The organism is Faecalimonas nexilis, from assembly GCF_059731825.1.
In genome coordinates this window covers 2,958,469-2,975,791 of record NZ_AP029189.1, presented here as the reverse complement: position 1 = coordinate 2,975,791, position 17,323 = coordinate 2,958,469, and the positions used below count along the sequence as shown (strand labels likewise).

General features: G+C 33.3%; 20 protein-coding genes. All 20 read left to right on the top strand.

The window, feature by feature from the left end:
* Positions 1 to 146: 146 nt before the first annotated feature.
* The 20 genes from AC6I5B_RS14940 (at position 147) to AC6I5B_RS14845 (ending at position 17,228) form a co-directional block, all read left to right on the top strand.
* Complete coding sequence (locus AC6I5B_RS14940) at positions 147 to 1,070, top strand: ABC transporter ATP-binding protein (protein ID WP_055056064.1); 924 nt, start codon at positions 147 to 149, stop codon at positions 1,068 to 1,070.
* Positions 1,063 to 1,848 carry an ABC transporter permease gene (locus tag AC6I5B_RS14935; protein WP_117689883.1) on the top strand — a complete coding sequence of 262 codons (786 nt, stop codon included), beginning with the start codon at positions 1,063 to 1,065 and terminating at the stop codon, positions 1,846 to 1,848. The genes AC6I5B_RS14940 and AC6I5B_RS14935 overlap by 8 nt, the downstream gene beginning before the upstream one ends.
* A gap of 2 nt (positions 1,849 to 1,850) precedes the next feature.
* Positions 1,851 to 2,633, top strand: coding sequence for an ABC transporter permease (locus tag AC6I5B_RS14930; protein ID WP_117689884.1), 783 nt, complete (start codon positions 1,851 to 1,853; stop codon positions 2,631 to 2,633).
* A 27-nt stretch (positions 2,634 to 2,660) separates the two neighbouring features.
* The gene (locus AC6I5B_RS14925; RefSeq protein ID WP_117467776.1) at positions 2,661 to 3,086 is read left to right on the top strand and encodes a hypothetical protein; all 426 of its coding nucleotides are present in this window, start codon (positions 2,661 to 2,663) and stop codon (positions 3,084 to 3,086) included.
* Between the two features lie 233 nt (positions 3,087 to 3,319).
* Entirely contained in the window at positions 3,320 to 3,982 is a 663-nt protein-coding gene (locus tag AC6I5B_RS14920; protein ID WP_117689885.1) for a DUF6973 domain-containing protein, read from the top strand.
* Positions 3,983 to 4,117: 135 nt separating this feature from the next.
* Positions 4,118 to 4,492, top strand: coding sequence for a helix-turn-helix domain-containing protein (locus tag AC6I5B_RS14915; RefSeq protein WP_055056059.1), 375 nt, complete (start codon positions 4,118 to 4,120; stop codon positions 4,490 to 4,492).
* Positions 4,493 to 5,221 carry a LytR/AlgR family response regulator transcription factor gene (locus tag AC6I5B_RS14910; RefSeq protein WP_026648513.1) on the top strand — a complete coding sequence of 243 codons (729 nt, stop codon included), beginning with the start codon at positions 4,493 to 4,495 and terminating at the stop codon, positions 5,219 to 5,221.
* Positions 5,208 to 6,518, top strand: coding sequence for a sensor histidine kinase (locus AC6I5B_RS14905; protein WP_117689886.1), 1,311 nt, complete (start codon positions 5,208 to 5,210; stop codon positions 6,516 to 6,518). Before AC6I5B_RS14910 ends, AC6I5B_RS14905 begins: the two co-directional genes overlap by 14 nt.
* A gap of 98 nt (positions 6,519 to 6,616) precedes the next feature.
* Complete coding sequence (locus AC6I5B_RS14900; protein ID WP_026648511.1) at positions 6,617 to 7,030, top strand: hypothetical protein; 414 nt, start codon at positions 6,617 to 6,619, stop codon at positions 7,028 to 7,030.
* A 141-nt stretch (positions 7,031 to 7,171) separates the two neighbouring features.
* Positions 7,172 to 7,321 (top strand): cyclic lactone autoinducer peptide, encoded by a 150-nt coding sequence (locus AC6I5B_RS14895; RefSeq protein ID WP_118340036.1) that lies wholly within the window; start codon positions 7,172 to 7,174, stop codon positions 7,319 to 7,321.
* A 4-nt stretch (positions 7,322 to 7,325) separates the two neighbouring features.
* Positions 7,326 to 7,907 carry an accessory gene regulator ArgB-like protein gene (locus AC6I5B_RS14890; protein WP_117689887.1) on the top strand — a complete coding sequence of 194 codons (582 nt, stop codon included), beginning with the start codon at positions 7,326 to 7,328 and terminating at the stop codon, positions 7,905 to 7,907.
* Positions 7,908 to 8,130: 223 nt separating this feature from the next.
* Complete coding sequence (locus tag AC6I5B_RS14885) at positions 8,131 to 8,373, top strand: hypothetical protein (RefSeq protein WP_055056056.1); 243 nt, start codon at positions 8,131 to 8,133, stop codon at positions 8,371 to 8,373.
* Positions 8,374 to 8,875: 502 nt separating this feature from the next.
* On the top strand, positions 8,876 to 9,571 hold the full coding sequence (gene vanR, locus AC6I5B_RS14880) for a VanR-ABDEGLN family response regulator transcription factor (protein ID WP_055056055.1): 696 nt from the start codon (positions 8,876 to 8,878) through the stop codon (positions 9,569 to 9,571).
* Positions 9,572 to 9,582: 11 nt separating this feature from the next.
* Positions 9,583 to 10,089, top strand: a complete 507-nt coding sequence (locus AC6I5B_RS14875) for a VanZ family protein (RefSeq protein ID WP_055056054.1) — start codon at positions 9,583 to 9,585, stop codon at positions 10,087 to 10,089.
* Between the two features lie 14 nt (positions 10,090 to 10,103).
* On the top strand, positions 10,104 to 11,168 hold the full coding sequence (locus AC6I5B_RS14870; protein ID WP_118340126.1) for a sensor histidine kinase: 1,065 nt from the start codon (positions 10,104 to 10,106) through the stop codon (positions 11,166 to 11,168).
* 131 nt (positions 11,169 to 11,299) lie between these two features.
* A complete protein-coding gene (locus tag AC6I5B_RS14865) occupies positions 11,300 to 12,187 on the top strand; it encodes an ABC transporter ATP-binding protein (protein WP_055056052.1) in 888 nt (295 codons plus the stop codon).
* Between the two features lies 1 nt (position 12,188).
* Complete coding sequence (locus AC6I5B_RS14860) at positions 12,189 to 13,427, top strand: ABC transporter permease subunit (protein WP_055056051.1); 1,239 nt, start codon at positions 12,189 to 12,191, stop codon at positions 13,425 to 13,427.
* Positions 13,428 to 13,570: 143 nt separating this feature from the next.
* Positions 13,571 to 15,124, top strand: coding sequence for a radical SAM protein (locus AC6I5B_RS14855; RefSeq protein ID WP_227159163.1), 1,554 nt, complete (start codon positions 13,571 to 13,573; stop codon positions 15,122 to 15,124).
* Positions 15,125 to 15,187: 63 nt separating this feature from the next.
* Positions 15,188 to 15,388: an Apre_1838 family putative sactipeptide bacteriocin gene (locus AC6I5B_RS14850; RefSeq protein ID WP_081019422.1), complete on the top strand. Its 201-nt coding sequence runs from the start codon at positions 15,188 to 15,190 to the stop codon at positions 15,386 to 15,388.
* Between the two features lie 64 nt (positions 15,389 to 15,452).
* Positions 15,453 to 17,228 carry an ABC transporter ATP-binding protein gene (locus tag AC6I5B_RS14845; RefSeq protein ID WP_055056049.1) on the top strand — a complete coding sequence of 592 codons (1,776 nt, stop codon included), beginning with the start codon at positions 15,453 to 15,455 and terminating at the stop codon, positions 17,226 to 17,228.
* Positions 17,229 to 17,323 lie beyond the last annotated feature (95 nt).

The window sequence follows — 17,323 nt, the reverse complement described above, 5'->3', positions numbered from 1 at the left end:
AATTTTATAGTTTAAATTATTATACATCTTGTGGAAAAAGAAGTATAGAGAAAGAGGAAAATCTCAAGGTTACCTCAAGGTTACTTCAAGGAAATCTCAATGTAGTTGGTATATAATTACAGTATAAAAAAAGGAGGTATAAAAAAATGAGTGAATATATTATTCAAACCAATAATTTAACAAAACAGTATGGAGAGCAAAAGAGTGTTTCTGCAATGAACTTGCATGTGAAAAAAGGAAGAATTTATGGACTGTTGGGACGTAATGGAGCAGGAAAAACGACTACAATGAAAATGCTGTTAGGATTAACAAAACCGACATCGGGAAACATAAAAATATTTGGGAAAAGTATGGAAACCAATAGTAAAGATATTTTACCGCATATAGGTAGTTTAATAGAATCACCAGGATTTTATCCTAATTTGACTGGGACTGAAAATCTTCGTATTTTTGCGGAGCTTAGAGGATTAAATAAAAGTAAGTGTGTAAGAGATGCTTTGGAAGTTGTCGGTTTGCCCTATCGTGATAAAAAGTTATTTGCGGAATATTCACTTGGGATGAAACAACGACTGGCCATTGCATTGGCAGTTATGCACAATCCCAATTTGCTGATATTAGATGAGCCTATTAATGGTTTGGATCCTATAGGTATTGCAGAGGTACGTTCGTTTATTAGAGAGTTATGTGATGTTCAGGGAAAAACTATTTTGATTTCTAGTCACATATTATCAGAGATAGAATTACTGGCAGATGATATAGGGATTATTGATAAGGGAATTTTACTTGAAGAAGAAAGTATGAAAGAATTGGCGAAAAAAAATAGTCGCTATGTCAATTTTATGGTATCGGATAGCCAGCGCGCAGCGGAAATTTTAAGAAAAGAATTTGAATGTGATGATTTTCAAATATGTGATAAAAATAGACTTCAATTATATAATACAACAATCCCTAGATCAGAAATTACTTATGTTTTTGTAAAGCAAGGATTGGAAATTACAGAAGTTCATTTATGCGAAGAAACATTGGAAGATTATTTTAAAAGGGTGACCGGAGGTGAAGGAATTGCTTAAATTAGTTAAGGTTGAATTTCAAAAACTGAAAAGAAAAAAGTTTATTCTTTTAGTAACTTTAGCTGCATTTATGTTTCCGCTTCCATTGGCTTATTTAATGACAACACCAGCTATGATGGAGCAATATATTGATAAAGCGGACGCATTTGACGGACTATTTAATATGGTATTGGGGTATGGAATCCAATTTTTATTACCCTGTATTATCGGAGTAGTAGCTGCTATGTTGTTTTTTATTGAACGTGATAATGATACATTTAAAAATATTAAAACAATCCCACTATCCAGTACGCAAGTAGTTACAGCAAAAATTATAGTGCTATTTATTATAGGCGTTGTATTTTGCATAGCATCAACGGTAGCAACAGTTCTGGTTGGTATGTTTACGTTAGATGTATACGGTTTAGGATACAAAATATTTCTGGCGGTTGAAACAGGAATATTTATTACCGCAGGAACATTACCATTGATTGTTATAGTGGTATTTTTTAGTCGTACTTATGTTTTCTCTGTTTTATTATGTATTTTTTATAGCGTTTTAAATATGAGTGCAACAGCACTTTTCGATGCATTACCAAAGACAATATTATGGTTACTTCCTACGCCGCTTACAACATTTTGGAGTGCTGGAGATATGAAAAGACATGGAATTAATATGAACCTTGTACAAATGAATGGATTAATTCCTTCAACTTTTCAAGTAATATTAATTCTTGGGATTATGGCAGGAATTTCAATACTATTAATTGACTGTTTGTACAAGAAAAGGGGGGAATAAAATTGAGGACTATTGTAAAAACAGAATTATTGAAATTAAAACGTTATCATATTATATGGGCGGGGATAGCTCTTATGCTACTCTCTGTTCTATTGACACTTTTTACTTCTATGGCTAATGATGGATCTGTATGGGATTTTCGATACTTAATAGAGCAGGTAATCAAAAATAATATGTCAATGATTTTCCCAATGTGCATAGCTTTGATTGCTGGATATATTATATCGCGGGAAGAAAAAGACGATGTTTTGAAGAATATTATTACCATTCCAATTTCATTTAAAAAGTTGTTGGTAGGAAAACTTATTGTATGTGCAATGTTATCAATATTATTTGGGCTTATTTGTACGATATTTACGTTAATTGCAGAGTGTATAGTTGGTTTTCCTGGATTTACAGTAAATTTGGTAATCCAAGGGCTAGTACAAATAACATTGGAAAATTTACTTTTGTATCTAGCGGTATTACCAATTATTGTTATAACAAGCAGACTATCAGGCGGCTTTATGATAGGTGTCATTGTTGCTTTTGTGTATGGATATGGAGGTATGTTTGCAGCAGGAAATATGACATTGGCTAATATATATCCTATTACTGCAAGTCTGGGATTAATTGGGTATAGAAGTTATGATACATCCGTACAATGGAGTTTTCCATTGTGTTTATGTAGCTTGATAATTATTGTCGCTATTTCTGTAATTTTAGTCGCAACAATGAAAGAAAAGGAGAACAAAAAAACTCGTACAAAAACAAAAAAAGTCAAACCAAAGAAAGGGTGGTTATAAGTGAAAAAAAGTTGTTTCTTTATTCTAATGTTTTGCTTGTTATTGTCTGGGTGTTCAAAAGAGGAGGTGTTGGAAAAATATAATGCAGTAGTCGAAAAGGTGGGAGAAGTACAATTAACCAATGATATAAACCTGCAAGGGAAAAGAGATTATGGGGAAGATTATTATACGGGGACATATCAAGCAGAGTACAAAAAATTTTCTGATACAGAATATCTTTTTGGAGGAACAACAATAGAAAGAGCGGCAGGGAAGCAGGTTGAATTGTTTTGTAACCTAGAAATAACAAAAGGAGAAGCTGAAATATTCATTATTTCTGGTAGCAATGAACCTAAAACTTTAATAAAAACAACAGGTACTTATGAAAATACAATAACATTACCAGATGGCAGTAATTATATCGGGATTGTAGGTAATGATTTTTCAGGAACAGTAAAAATAGAAGTGAAATAAAGATAGAAAATGCTAAAAATGGGTAAATTTGGAAGATACAGGTTTGGTTGCATTTTACTGTGGTAAAAAGTATATGAAGAGTGGAATGGCGGTTGTTTAATACTGCCATTCTTTTTTTTGAAAATGCCTCTATGGGAATTATTACACAGGGAATCGAAAAAATTACATGTAGATGGGATAGTACATTAAATATGGTAAAATATAATCATAATATGAGATCGGAGGTATATTCTATGAAGAAACTATTTAAAGTATTCAGCCTAATGCTGGTGGTGATAATGGCTTTTCCATTCTCTGTTATGGCAAGCGAAAATGACCAGCAAAGAAGTGATTTGATTGGTGCAGAAGAAAGGGATTTTGAAAAATTGATTGCAGAAATCCAGAACATTAAGGCTACTCACCCAGATTATTCAGAAGAAATGCTCATGTCTTTTTTGGAAGCCAATCATCAAGATGTGGAAAGGGGGATTATAGATATTTGGAATGCGCTTACAGATTCAGAAAAGAAACTATGTATTCGTTATCCTTTTGATGCCCTAAAGGTAAATAAAGCAAAAAATATTGCTACTTCGCAGACAGAGGCAAAATTTGGGACAAATGGTTTAGGAAATAGAAGTGATGCTTTTCGTCATGGAATTTGGAATGCTGAAATGACTGTTTTAATAGGAAAAGAAAGAGCAGAGTTATTTGCAACTGCTCATGAAGACAAAGATGTTACAGGAACAGAATCAGACGGATATCCAAAAACAGCACATAGAGATATGGACTTACATAACAATGAAGTGGGAAGAGAAATAGGAGAAAAAAATAAAGAAGCTTCTGAAAGTGAAATGGCGGATATTATTTATCAGGAAATATATTCCGCAACAACATCATTTATATGGCTACATGAATAAGATTTGAGCAGTGCGATTGCACTGCTCGTCTTCGTATTTTGCATATTTTGCGTAATTGATTACTTCTATTATTTGTATCGCTATGAATGAAATAGGGTAGCATGATAGTACAACATGATTAAGAGGTAGGCAATTATGGAAAGTCGTATTAAACAATTACGTGAGAAAAGAGGGTTAATACAGGAAATCCTTGCAGTAGAATTAGGGATAACACAGCAAATGTTGAGTAAGTACGAAAGAGATGTTACGTTAATAAAAGTAGATATTCTGAAAAAGATTGCTGCTTACTTCAATGTAACAACAGATTATTTGCTGGGAGTTTCAGATGTAAAAAGAGATTTGAATGGGCAGATGAAAATGAACGAAGTACTAGACGAATATTACGATTTAGTGGAAGTGTATAAAGAGTTAGATCCATGTGATCAGGAGATGATTTGGTCAATTATACAAATAGTAAAAAAAACGAGTGAGAAGAAAAAATCAGCAAACATGCAGAAGAGAGTGGAGTGAATGTTAAATATAGCAATTTGTGATGATGATATTCAAATAACTGGAAAAATCGAAAGACTTCTCCAGGATATAGCTAAAAGAAATTTTGTTGATACTGAAATAGAAGTATTCTGGAATGGAAAGAGTTTAGCAGATGCTATCGCAGCAGGTGAGAGGTATGATGTTATTTATCTGGATATAGAAATGGATAAAGAAGATGGTATTTCGGCAGCTAGAAGAATTAGAACATACGATAAAAATGTGCGAATTATTTATGTTACGAGCCATGAAAGTTATATGAGGGAATCCTTTGAGGTAAGACCGTTTCAGTTTCTTGTAAAACCTGTAACAGATAAAATAATGGAAAAGTGCTTTAAGTCGGTATATGAAGACATTAATAGTGAAGATTTTTATTTTCGCTATAGTTATCAACGTATGAATCATAAAGTACCAATCAAGGATATTTTATATTTTGAAAGCAACAAACGAAAAATATTTATTGTAACGGAACAAGAAATCCTTGAACTGTACGGAAAACTTAATGAGATTGAAGAAACCCTTAAAACATGTAAAATTTCTTTTTTGCGAGTTCATCAGTCTTTTCTGGTGAATTATAAACATATATCCGGACAATCTTATGATTCTGTAGTAATGGATAATGGACAAAAAATTTCAATCAGTGAAGACCGGAGAAAGATAATTAGTGAACAATATTGTTCTATGGAGGATACGTTTTATGTGGACGAATAGGGTATTAATGTGTGGGATAGATATATTGCTTTGCCTTTGGGCAGTATATTTATTCTTTTTTTATTTCGATATATTTTTTGCTCGTAAGAGAAAAAGGTATTTGTCGGTGATCGGTATAACGCTGTTCGTGATTTGGCAATTTGGAATAACAACGATTATTAGTTTTCCTGCCTACATCAATATTGCTGTGACGATTATGTTTACGTTTTTGGCAGTTATGATGACTTATGAAGGTAGATGGTGGAACAAAGGTGTATTTGTAATTACCTTTAATGCGATTTGGATGTTGATGGAAACCCTGTGCAACTATATTTTGCTAACATACTGCCCTCAATATGCTGCAGTTCGCCAAGTAGGCTCTTTCGTTTCAAAAATATTTTTTAATGCAGTAATTCTTGCATTAAAGAAAGTGTTCACAGATGATGATATTAAGGAATTGCCGGTCAGATACAGTATTTTACTTGTGTTGATCCCAACAGGAAGCATTTATATCATGAACAATATATTTATGCTTGGATTTGCAAATAATAATGGACGTACTCGTATAAACTCTACATTTACTGTACTTATTTTACTTGGTATGAACATATTGATATTTTATGTCTATATGAAGTTGGCTGATGATTTGCGGTTAAGGAGAATGGCAGCAGTATATGAACAGCAACTGGAATTATGCGAACGTCATCAGCAAGAAAGAGAACTTTCAATGTTGCAGTTGCGGGATATAAAACACAATATGAAGAATAATCTTATTTCCATTCTTGCTTATGCAGAAAATAAAGAATATGAAAAAATGACAGGTTTTATTGAAGAAATTATGGGAGAGGGCGGTATGGTGATTGCCTCAATATCGAATAGTGGGAATATTGTGATTGATTCACTTATTGGATATTGGTATGTAACTGCCCAAAACAAAAGAATAATTTTTAAAACGGATATTTGTATTCCGATGATAATGCCTTTTAAAGGAGCTGATCTGAGTCTGATATTGGGAAATTTACTGGAAAATGCAGTGGAAGCAGCAGAGAAGGTTGAAGAAAATAGATATATAAATGTCAAAATGAAATTTGATAAAAATAATCTATTATTGTTCGTAGACAATAGTTATAAAGGGAAGCTGTTAAAAACAAGAGATAACCGCTTGAAATCTACAAAGTCAGATGCAGAAAATCATGGAGTAGGTTTAGCCTCTGTGTATCGGGCAGTAGCAAAATATCATGGATCAGTGGTAATAGAGGATTCAGAACCAGGAAAATTTAAAATTCGGATAGTCTTATATAGTAATGTGCAGGAATAATTACATGAACACTCGAAATAATTACATAAAAAATAATGAGAAAGGAAAGAATGGTAAAATGGAAAGATAAATTTGGTATGCGGTATGGGGACTGATATATGGATAGCGTGAAAATATTGCTGTTTAGTGATGATGAGAAACTGTATAACAGTACTGAAAGGATTATTGGGAAAAAACACCAATTAAAATGGTGTACTTATCAACAGTTGGAAAACAATAGATATCCAACGGCAGATGTTGTGATTTTCCATTTTACTAAAGAGATAATAGAGAGGGAAAGGGCATTTGCGGCTATTATAAAAATAAAAGGGAGTTTGGGGCATTTAACGCCTATTCTTGCTATTAGCGAAGGGGGATCAATACAGGATATTTTTTCTATACTGAAAGCAGGAGCTTACGATTATATAGAAACAATAGATAACACACGAAAATATAAGAAAAAGATAGAGAACCTGATTTTATGGAATTGGTATATAAAAAAACATACATCAGCAAAAAAGAGGCAATGTTGAGAAAGAACCGGAGAAACATTGCTTCTTTTTTGCTGCCTTTTTGGGAAAAATTACATCAATACTCGGTTTTTTTACAAGAGAACCGAATGGGAGATTTTTTGTAGTAATGTATTGGTAAACAAATGAAAGGAGATTTTAATTATGAAATCTAAAAATTTAAAAAATCAGCCAGCAAAAGTATTAGCAAATTTATCTCTGAAACTTGGTAAAATGTCAGCGGACAGTGCTTGCTGTTATATTTATCATCAGCCAAAGATGCCAGCAGCATTGAAAAAAATGAAGAAACTTTAATTTCATGGGAAGATTATCGGAAAAAATAACAAGATACGTTATTGATGCCGGTGCAGTTTCAGAGGAATTGTATGCAGTATATCAATATGGATTTCAGATTGGATTAGAGATGTTAATTTGCCTATTCGTCTGTATGAGTATAGCGATATACTTGCATACAATCCCAGAATTCCTTGTGTCTACAGGTGTTTTTATGTTTTTAAGAACCTATGCTGGTGGTGTACATCTGAATAGCTTTAAGGCTTGTTTTATATGCTCTGTTACTGTTCAAGTTATGATTTTGCAAATTAATAACAAATATCCATTAGAGCTGTTTGTGGCTTGGGGGATTATTTTGGTCAGTTCCATTTGTATATGGAAACTTTCTCCTGTAGAAAACATTAACCATGAGTTGAAAAAAGAAGAAAAGGAACATTGCCGAAAAGTAACAGGTAAAATACTAGGAGCTATTTTCATTGCTGCTGGCTGTTGTACAGCTTTAGGTATGAAAAAATATTTATCCTTGATTGCGTTGACAGCGTTGACCGTTTTTATATCACAATGTATCGGCATCATAAAGTATAAAGTTGAAAAAGAGAAAAATTAGCGGGAATGATAAAATATTATTGTTTCCGCGTTTTTTATTTAAAATGGTAAAACTGTACAGAAATATAGAAAAGACTGTTGTGGGAGGAAAAGATGCAGAATATTTTTTCGGAATACAAAGATACCATAATTGTTGTTGACCTCATGAATCATCAAACAACTGATTTACTTGCCTGTCTCTGAATTAACCTGTATACTGCCATCAGCATACAAAAGGAAAGCGTGTGAAGAAACAGTTAGTCATCCGTCAACGCATCGATATGCACTGTACAGGATGTAAGCAAGAGATATTTACAACCAAGGCATTGGATGAGATCCATAAGGCATCTGCAGGAATCCCACGGATGATCAACCGTGTCTGTGAAAAAGCTTTGATGTATGCGTTTCAAAATCAGAAACGATTGATCGATGATTATATGATCAAGTTCGTTGTGGAACACGAGATGCTTAGGATGGTAACTTCATAAAGCAGGTACCGCCTGGAAACAGGCGGTATTGCCTAACTGACTGGTGACAGAAAGTTAACCAAACGAGCGTCAACTGATGTGAGCAATCTTGTGACATCTCATGAAATCACTAACACATAATATTGAGAAAAGAAAGGGAAAACTTTAGCTTGCTTTTATACCTTTTAGCTTAAAAATCAATTTTAGAAGGATGCCGCGGCTGACAGTCAGCATAAAATTGCTTTGAAAGATAATGGACATGGGATAACAAGATAGAGAAAAAATTATAGAGGAAATTAAGATAGATGTTGACTTGTACAAAAAACATCTGGTAAGTAATAGAGCTTTATATAACGATATCAAGAATTCTTAATAGGATTATAATTAAATAGCACGAAAAGGCAGAAGTGTTTGTATATATAAAAGTTCTTATGAAAATCTTAATAGTTTTTAATGAAAATCATAATGAATAAATAAAGGAAATTTGTTATAATTCAAATTATGGAAAGAGGGTGATGATGGTATGTGCGAAAAAATATTAGTTATAGATGATGAGAAGGATATAGCAAATTTACTGGAAGTTTATTTGCAAAATGAAAATTACATTGTTTATAAATATTACTGTGCTAAAGATGCAATACCTTGTATTGAAAAGGGCGATATAGATCTTGCTATTCTTGATATTATGCTCCCGGATATAAATGGTTTTTCCTTATGTCAGCGTATTCGTGAAAAATATACTTACCCCATTATTATGCTAACTGCCAAAATTGAGGAAACAGATAAAATTACTGGACTTACATTAGGTGCCGATGATTATGTGACAAAGCCATTTCGTCCTTTGGAAGTGGTTGCCAGAGTAAAAGCCCAGCTACGACGCTACAAAAAATATTCATCCGTTACAAGTGAAGAAGGAATAAAGCCAGAACTTTCATACAATAAATTACGATTGAACGTGCAGACACATGAATGTCTATTGGATGGTGAGAATGTGTCGCTGACTCCGACCGAGTTTTCAATTCTTAATGTTTTGTTGGAAAATGCCGGGACGGTTGTAAGCATTGAATATTTATTTCATGCAGTATGGAAAGAGGAATATTATTCAAAAAATAGCAGCACTATCACAGTGCATATCCGACATTTGCGTGAAAAATTAAAAGATACTTCTGATACCCCGAAATATATCAAAACAATTTGGGGAGTAGGTTATAAAATCTGAAAGGAGAACCCATGAAAAGAAAGCGAAAATTTGGGGTGTCAGTTCTTTTTTTGATTTATCTGGCACTTTTGGTTTGGATAATATTATTTAAGCTGCAATTCAATATCAATGATTTAGACACTGTAAGAAAGATAAATATTATTCCATTTTATTACGATAAAGAGATTGGAGTAGATTTTCACATAAAAGAAGTTCTTGAAAATTTATTGATTTTTGTCCCAATGGGCATATATCTGCAAATGCTTTTGTTTAAGAGCAAATCCTATTTGAAATTATTGATAATTGCTGGAATAAGTCTATTGCTGGAAATTACACAGTATATACTTGCTATTGGTAGTTCTGATATTACCGACCTGATTACTAACACAGCAGGCGGTCTTTTGGGTATTGCTTTATATTCTATTGTGGCTCGATTGCTAAAAAGTCGAGAAAAAGCAGATAAATTATTTTTGGTTATTGCTGTAATTGTGAGCACCTTCATAATCGGTCTGTTGGCACTTCTTTTATTTTTAAATTGATTGGAGGCGTGCTTATGAAAAAAAAGCAACTTACTACGGAAAAGCGGCTTGGAGTACAATTATATTTAGTACTATTTTTATATACTGTAACTGGTATAGGACTGGGAATTTTGGCACAATTCATTTTTCCGAAATTCGATAGCAAAATTTTATCATGGCTATACTGGCGTATAGATATGATTTTTATTTTCTATCTAATCATTGGTTTTGTATGTATATTTAATTACTTCTGGAAAAAACCATGGGGATATTTGGATGAAGTTATTTCCGCAACACAGACAGTTTATGAGCAGAATGATCATCCTGTAGCATTGTCTGATCCCCTTAAAGAATTAGAGGAACAACTTAACCAGATTAAACTGTCTGTGTTGTTAAGCAAACAGGTAGCAAAAGAAGCTGAGGATAGGAAAAATGAAATTGTTATGTATCTGGCCCACGATATACGCACTCCCCTAACAACAGTGATTGGATATTTAAGTTTACTCCACGAAGCACCGGATATGCCTGAAAAACAGAAAGAAAAATATGTTCAAATTGCATTAAGTAAGGCTGAACGACTTGAAAAGCTTATCAATGAATTGTTTGAAATTACAAAATATAATGCACACACTGTCTCGTTAAAGAAAGAAAAGGTAGACTTACAGTGTTTGTTGGCACAGGTAGTTGATGAAATATATCCCTCTTTATCTGCAAAAGGCAATTCGGCTGCTTTTACGGTTGATGATGATTTAGTTGTATATGCTGATCCGGAAAAGCTGGCAAGGGTTTTTAGTAATCTTTTGAAAAATGCAGCGGCATACAGCTATCCTAATACAGAGATTATTATAACTGCAAAGCGTTGTGGTAATAGCGTTCAAATAAACTTTGAAAATCATGGACGGACTATTGAACCTGAACAAATTTCTGGCATATTTGAAAAATTCAATCGCTTGGATGAAGCCCGCCTTTCTGATACAGGCGGTGCAGGATTAGGACTGTCGATTGCAGAGGAAATTATACGATTACATGGTGGAACCATTACTGCGTTTAGCGAAAATGAGATGGTGTCTTTTGTGATTATGCTTCCCATTTCTGATTAGGCATTTAGAAGTAAAATCTTAGGAATTTCTTAGGAGATTTTGTTCCATATCTTTGAGATTAAACTGTTTTTGTTCGGTACAATAGTTACTGAACAAGGACAGTTTTTTGTTTAAGAGAAAGGAGTACACCTATGGAATTAAAGATTGAACACATCAGCAAACAGTTCAAAGATAAAACTGCAGTCGATGATGTCAGCCTTACATTAACAACTGGCGTATGGGGATTATTGGGGGCAAATGGGGCTGGAAAAACCACTCTCATGCGAATACTTGCAGACATTATGACACCTAGTAGTGGTCGTATATCTTTGGATGGGAAAGACATTCATAAAATGGGAGCAGATTATCGCAATATCTTTGGCTTTTTGCCACAAGATTTTGGCTATTCCCGCGATTTTACGGTCAAAGACTATCTGGAATATGTTGCTGCACTAAAGGATGTGCCGCTCAGAGAAACCACAAAGAAAATCAACTATCTGTTGGATATTCTTACCCTTTCTGATGTGAAGCGAAAAAAAATTGCACAACTATCTGGTGGTATGAAACGTCGTGTAGGAATTGCACAGGCCATGCTGAATGACCCTAAAATTCTTGTTATGGATGAGCCAACAGCAGGACTTGACCCTGGAGAAAGAGTACGGTTTAGAAACTTCATTTCGGAATTTTCCCATGACCGTATTGTGTTGATTTCTACGCATATTGTTTCTGATATTGAATATATTGCAACTCGTAATGCGATTATGAAAGCTGGAAAGATTATTGATGTGGGAACAACAAGCGATTTGGTAAAACAGATTGAGGGGAAAGTATGGAGCTGTGCGATTCCTGCTCATAAGATGATGGACTATGAAATGCGTCTGAGGATTATCAATCAGCGAGGCGAGGACAATAATCAAATATCTATTCGTTATCTTGCAGAGCACTCCGAAGTAGAGGGTTCCATTCTTGCGGAGCCGCGTTTGGAAGATTTGTATTTATGGTTGTTTCCACAAGAAGATGTCGAAAGGGAGGAAAAATAATATGCGTTTATTTTGTTTAGAAGTAAAGCGTGTCCTGAAATCACGACGCACACTTATCTTAATTGCTGTGGCTCTGGTTATGTCTGTTGTTATGGCATATCTGCCGATTGCTTTTGAGTCCATAAATCGTCCAAACCCAGATGGAACAAAAACAGAACTTGATGGTATGGAGGCAATCGAATTTAAGCGTGATTTATATTCTGCTATAAATGGCGAAGTTACTCCAGAAAAAGTGAGTGAGGCTTTGAGAATTTATCAAAGTTTGATAAACGAATATGGTCCTATGGAAAGTGACACATTTCCGCTTTCTGTCAGTATTAAACAGATTGTACCTATTCGTCCATTGCTTAAAGCGTTGCCAGAACTATATGCTGATCCGTTAACTGGAATAGGACCTGATCTTATGGATATTGATCCAGAAGATGTTGCACAAAATTATTATCAGAAATGTGAAACTCATCTGGCAGATGTTATGAGGAATGAGCAACGCAATCATCCGGCCGCACAACAACAAGCCTTAGAACAATATAAAAAAGTCGATATGCCATTTCAACTTTATGCAGGATATTCCAAAGACGCGTTTGACTATGTTGAGCTTTATATTATGATTTTGGCAATTTTATGTGTTTCCATTATCACGCCTATTTTTTCTGGTGAATATCAATCAGGCGCGGATAGTATTTTGCGTTGTGCAAAGCATGGTCGTACCAGATTAGCTATTACAAAGATATTGGCTTCCAGTATGATTGTGATGGTTGTGTATACTATGTGTATTACACTGCACTTAGCAATTTCAGATATCACATTTGGAACAAATTGTTTACAATCTTCTGTTCAAATGTTGTTTTCTATTATTAACTTGCCAAACTGGGACTTAGCACAGATGCAGATTGTTATTTCGTTAGTAGGGTTGATATCTGTTTTAGCTTGTGTTTACTGTACTTTTTTTTTATCAGCAAAATGCAAAGATACATTGACGGTATTGTTGATTGCTATTGGCATAGTCCTTATTCCGACTTTTGCTTACACAGCATTAGGGGTAAATTGGATTTCAGCTATTTTTCCATCTGCGGGACTTGGTATGCAAAATAATTTTCTGTATCAACTTATCAATTTTAATTACCTACATATTGGGGGAATGAGTTTTTGGACACCGTATACTATATTAATTTCCGCATTGATTGAGATTCCTGTTTTCTTATTTCTTACAGTTCGAACTTATTGTAGGCACCAGATGTAAATATAAGGAAAAAGGGCTATATTCATAAAGTATAGAGGATTTATTACATCAAGTATCGAAATTGTTACATCAAAATATATTTTGGGGGATTTATTGATATAATCGGTTCATAATAAAAAATCCAAATGAAAGGAGTGTTTAGAGTGAAAGAGCAGAAAAAAATATCTTTAGAATCGCTGGTATCTGAAATCGAAAAAAATGGAAGAATTGGGCGCTTGGGTAAAGTTTTTAAGACAGAAAAAAATTATTATTTTTATGATACAGGAACTGGAAAAGTTGCCAAATTAAATTCGAACGTTTACATTGTACTGAAAAGTTTATTGGAGGGAATGCCAGTCGAAGATATTAAAAATCTTCAATTAAGTAAAAGTGAGTTTGAGGATGCAATTTCAGAAATTAAGTCGGCAATGGAAAATGAACATATTTTACAAGCTCCACCATTAAAAACGCTGACAGGTGATGCAGTAACAGAGTTAGATGATATTCTTGAAAATAAGGTTGAGAATGTTACTCTTGAAGTTACTGAAAAATGTAATTTACGTTGCAAATATTGTATTTATCATCCTTCTCATCCAGAATACAGGGCGTTCGGACATGAAAACATGAAATGGGATGTTGCAAAAAAAGCTATTGATTTTTTAAAAGAGCATTCCCAAAATGCAGAAAATAGGCACATTGGATTTTATGGTGGAGAACCTTTACTAAATTTTGAACTTATTGAAAGAGCAGTTGAATATGCTAAAAAATTATTTGGCGAGGATATGTCCTTTGCAATCACTACAAATGCAACATTGGTAAATGATAAGATCGCAGAGTATTTTGCCAAAAATAATTTCAATATTATTATTAGCTTGGATGGTCCTCAGGAAATGCACGATGCAAATCGGCTTATGGTTAATGGGACAGGTAGCTTTGAAAAAACAGTTATGGGAGCAAAAAAACTATTTGAAGCATTCCATAAGGAAGGAAAGAGTTCTAAGATTGGATTTAATATGGTTGTATCGGGACCAGGTTATCTTGAACAGTATACAAAAATTCAGGAGTTTATCGAAAAAAGTGAATGGATTCCCAAAGACGTTATGATTTTGACTGCAACGGTAGATCATGGACCGTCAGAGAGTGATTACTTTTTACCGCAAGGAAAAGAAGATAGATGGTTTATGGAAGAGTTTTATGAACCTTTAATGAAATGGGAAGAAGTGTATAAATCAAATCCAGATAATACAGAAAAAACTTTGTTTACGGATGGTTATATGGATAAGGGAATGATGATTATACACAAACGCTTGTTGACAGAAACACCTATTCAACAGTATGGAATGAATGGATGCTGCGTGCCGGGACAAAGAAGGATTTATGTCACTACAAAAGGTGAATTTTTACATTGTGAAAAAGTAGGAAATATACCTTGTTTAGGCAATGTGAATGAGGGATTTGATAAAGAAAAAATTAAGAAACTTTATGTTGAAGACTTTATAGAAGAAGCAAAAGAGTATTGTAAAGAATGTTGGGCAGTTAATTTATGTACATTATGTTATGTTAATTGCTACGATGCTAATGGATTACATCTTTCATATCGACATAATTCATGTCGAAACGAAAGAAAGTATTTGGAAGACAATTTAAGACGATATCATGCATTAATGGAGGCAAATCCAAGCGAATTGGAACAATATAATGAAATGGAAATTCATTAACAAAGGTAAATACGTTTATATTTACATAGATGTATTTAAATTACAAAGAAAGGAGGAATCGTTATGAAGTTTGTAAATCCAATTGGAAGAACACCTGGATCAGGAGTGCAGCCGAGAGCATGCATGTGTACTGATGGATATGCAGGTTACAGAGGCAATGATGATGGTTGTGTTCATTGTGGCTGTGGCTGTGGTGGCGAAGGAGAGTATCGTACAGGTAACAGAGTAAATGCTGTTGCTACATTCCGTTCTAGTACTCTCTAAGAGGTAGTAAAAACGAAGGCGTAGTACTATATGTGCTACGCCTTCACTATATAGGAGAAAAATCATGCTAAAAAAAATAAAAAGGAATATTTTTTTGATTTATTATACGATAAGATTAATTTGTAAAATATGTAAAGCAAAATTTATTCTGGCATTTATTTTGTCTATAATAAATGGAATTCTTCCTGTTTCGTCCTTATTGGTAATGCAACAGTTGTTAAATGAAATACAAAACAAGACACAATCATATCAATATGTGGTGTATCTTTTGATTTTATATTTCGGGCTAATTATCTCGGAATCGCTTTTACAGAATTTAGCAAGCTATAATTTAAACAATTTAAACAATCATTTAGTTTATGGAATAAATTACATTCTTATGAAAAAATGTGGGGATTTATCATTGGAAATGTTAGAGAGAACAGAAACATATGATATGATAAATCGTTTAGAACAAGAAATTGGAAATAAACCATATCAGACCATGCAAGGGGTATTAGGCTTAGCATCTAATTTAGTTTCGTTATTTTCAGCCGCAATGATACTACTTTCATGGAATCCAATTCTTGTGATTATAATGATTGCTGTGTCAATATTAATGTTTATAGGACAAATTTATGTTGGTAATAAAGAATTTCTAATGAGATATGAGCGCAGTGGAAAAGAAAGAAAAGCGTGGTATTATACATATTTACTTACACATGATACAGCATTTAAAGAGGTAAAAGCATATGGATTAAAAAAATATTTGCTGGATAAATATTGTAGCTTAGTCAAAACTTTCATAAAACAAGCCAATGAAATTGAAAAAACCAGAGCTGTTTTAAATATGATTATTTCGTTTATACAAGATATAGTTTGTATAATTATAATGATTATTGCAATATATTTGGCTTACGTAGGGAAAAAAATGATAGGAACCACTATGTCATATTTAAATGCTGTGTCCATGATGCAAAATGCTACAAATAGCATTGCCTCTAATGTTTATTCTATTTATAACGCAAATTTATATATACAATTACTAAAAGATTTTTTAGAAATAAAAGAAGGGGAGAATGCGTTAGGTGGTACAAAAGTAGATAATATAAAGACAATTGAACTAAGAAACGTATCTTTCGATTATCCTCAATGTAAAATGGCACTATCTACCATTAATTTAAAAATTAAATCAAACGAACAGATTGCAATTGTAGGAAAAAATGGATCTGGGAAAAGCACTTTATTTAAAATTTTATGTGGGTTATATAAACCTACTAGTGGGAAGCTATTTGTTAATAATCTTGATTTGGAGAATATTGATGTAAAGAGTTACAGGAATTGTATATCTGTTCTTTTTCAAGATTTTTTAAAGTATGAAGGTACATTGGAAGAGAACGTTTATATAGGAGATATTAGTACAGAAGTCGATGAAAATAAAATTAAAAATTCATTGTGCAAAGCAAACGTTGATTTTTTAAAAACCGAAAGAGGATACGAACTAAAAAGAGGATTAGGAAATTGGTTTGATGAAGGAGGTCAATTATCAGGTGGTCAATGGCAGAAAATAGCGTTAGCAAGAACCTATTATAAAAATGCAGATTTATATTTGTTGGATGAGCCTAGTTCCGCATTAGATGTAACAGCAGAAACCAAAATTTTTAAGAGTTTTTTTGAGGTGAGTAAAAATAAGATAGCAATATATATAACCCATAGAGTAAAAATTGCACAGGATGCTAATAAAATAATTGTATTAGATGGGGGTAAAATAGTAGGTATAGGAACACATGCAGAGTTATTGAAAAATTGTAGTGTATATCAAGATTTATATAATCAAGAGAACCTAAAAAATAAAGGGTAATGCATGATGCCTACTCTCCTTTTGGAAATAGAGAGAAATGCTGCTGTTCTAACATTTCCCAACAATTATTTATAGGATGAATATTCGGTGGATAT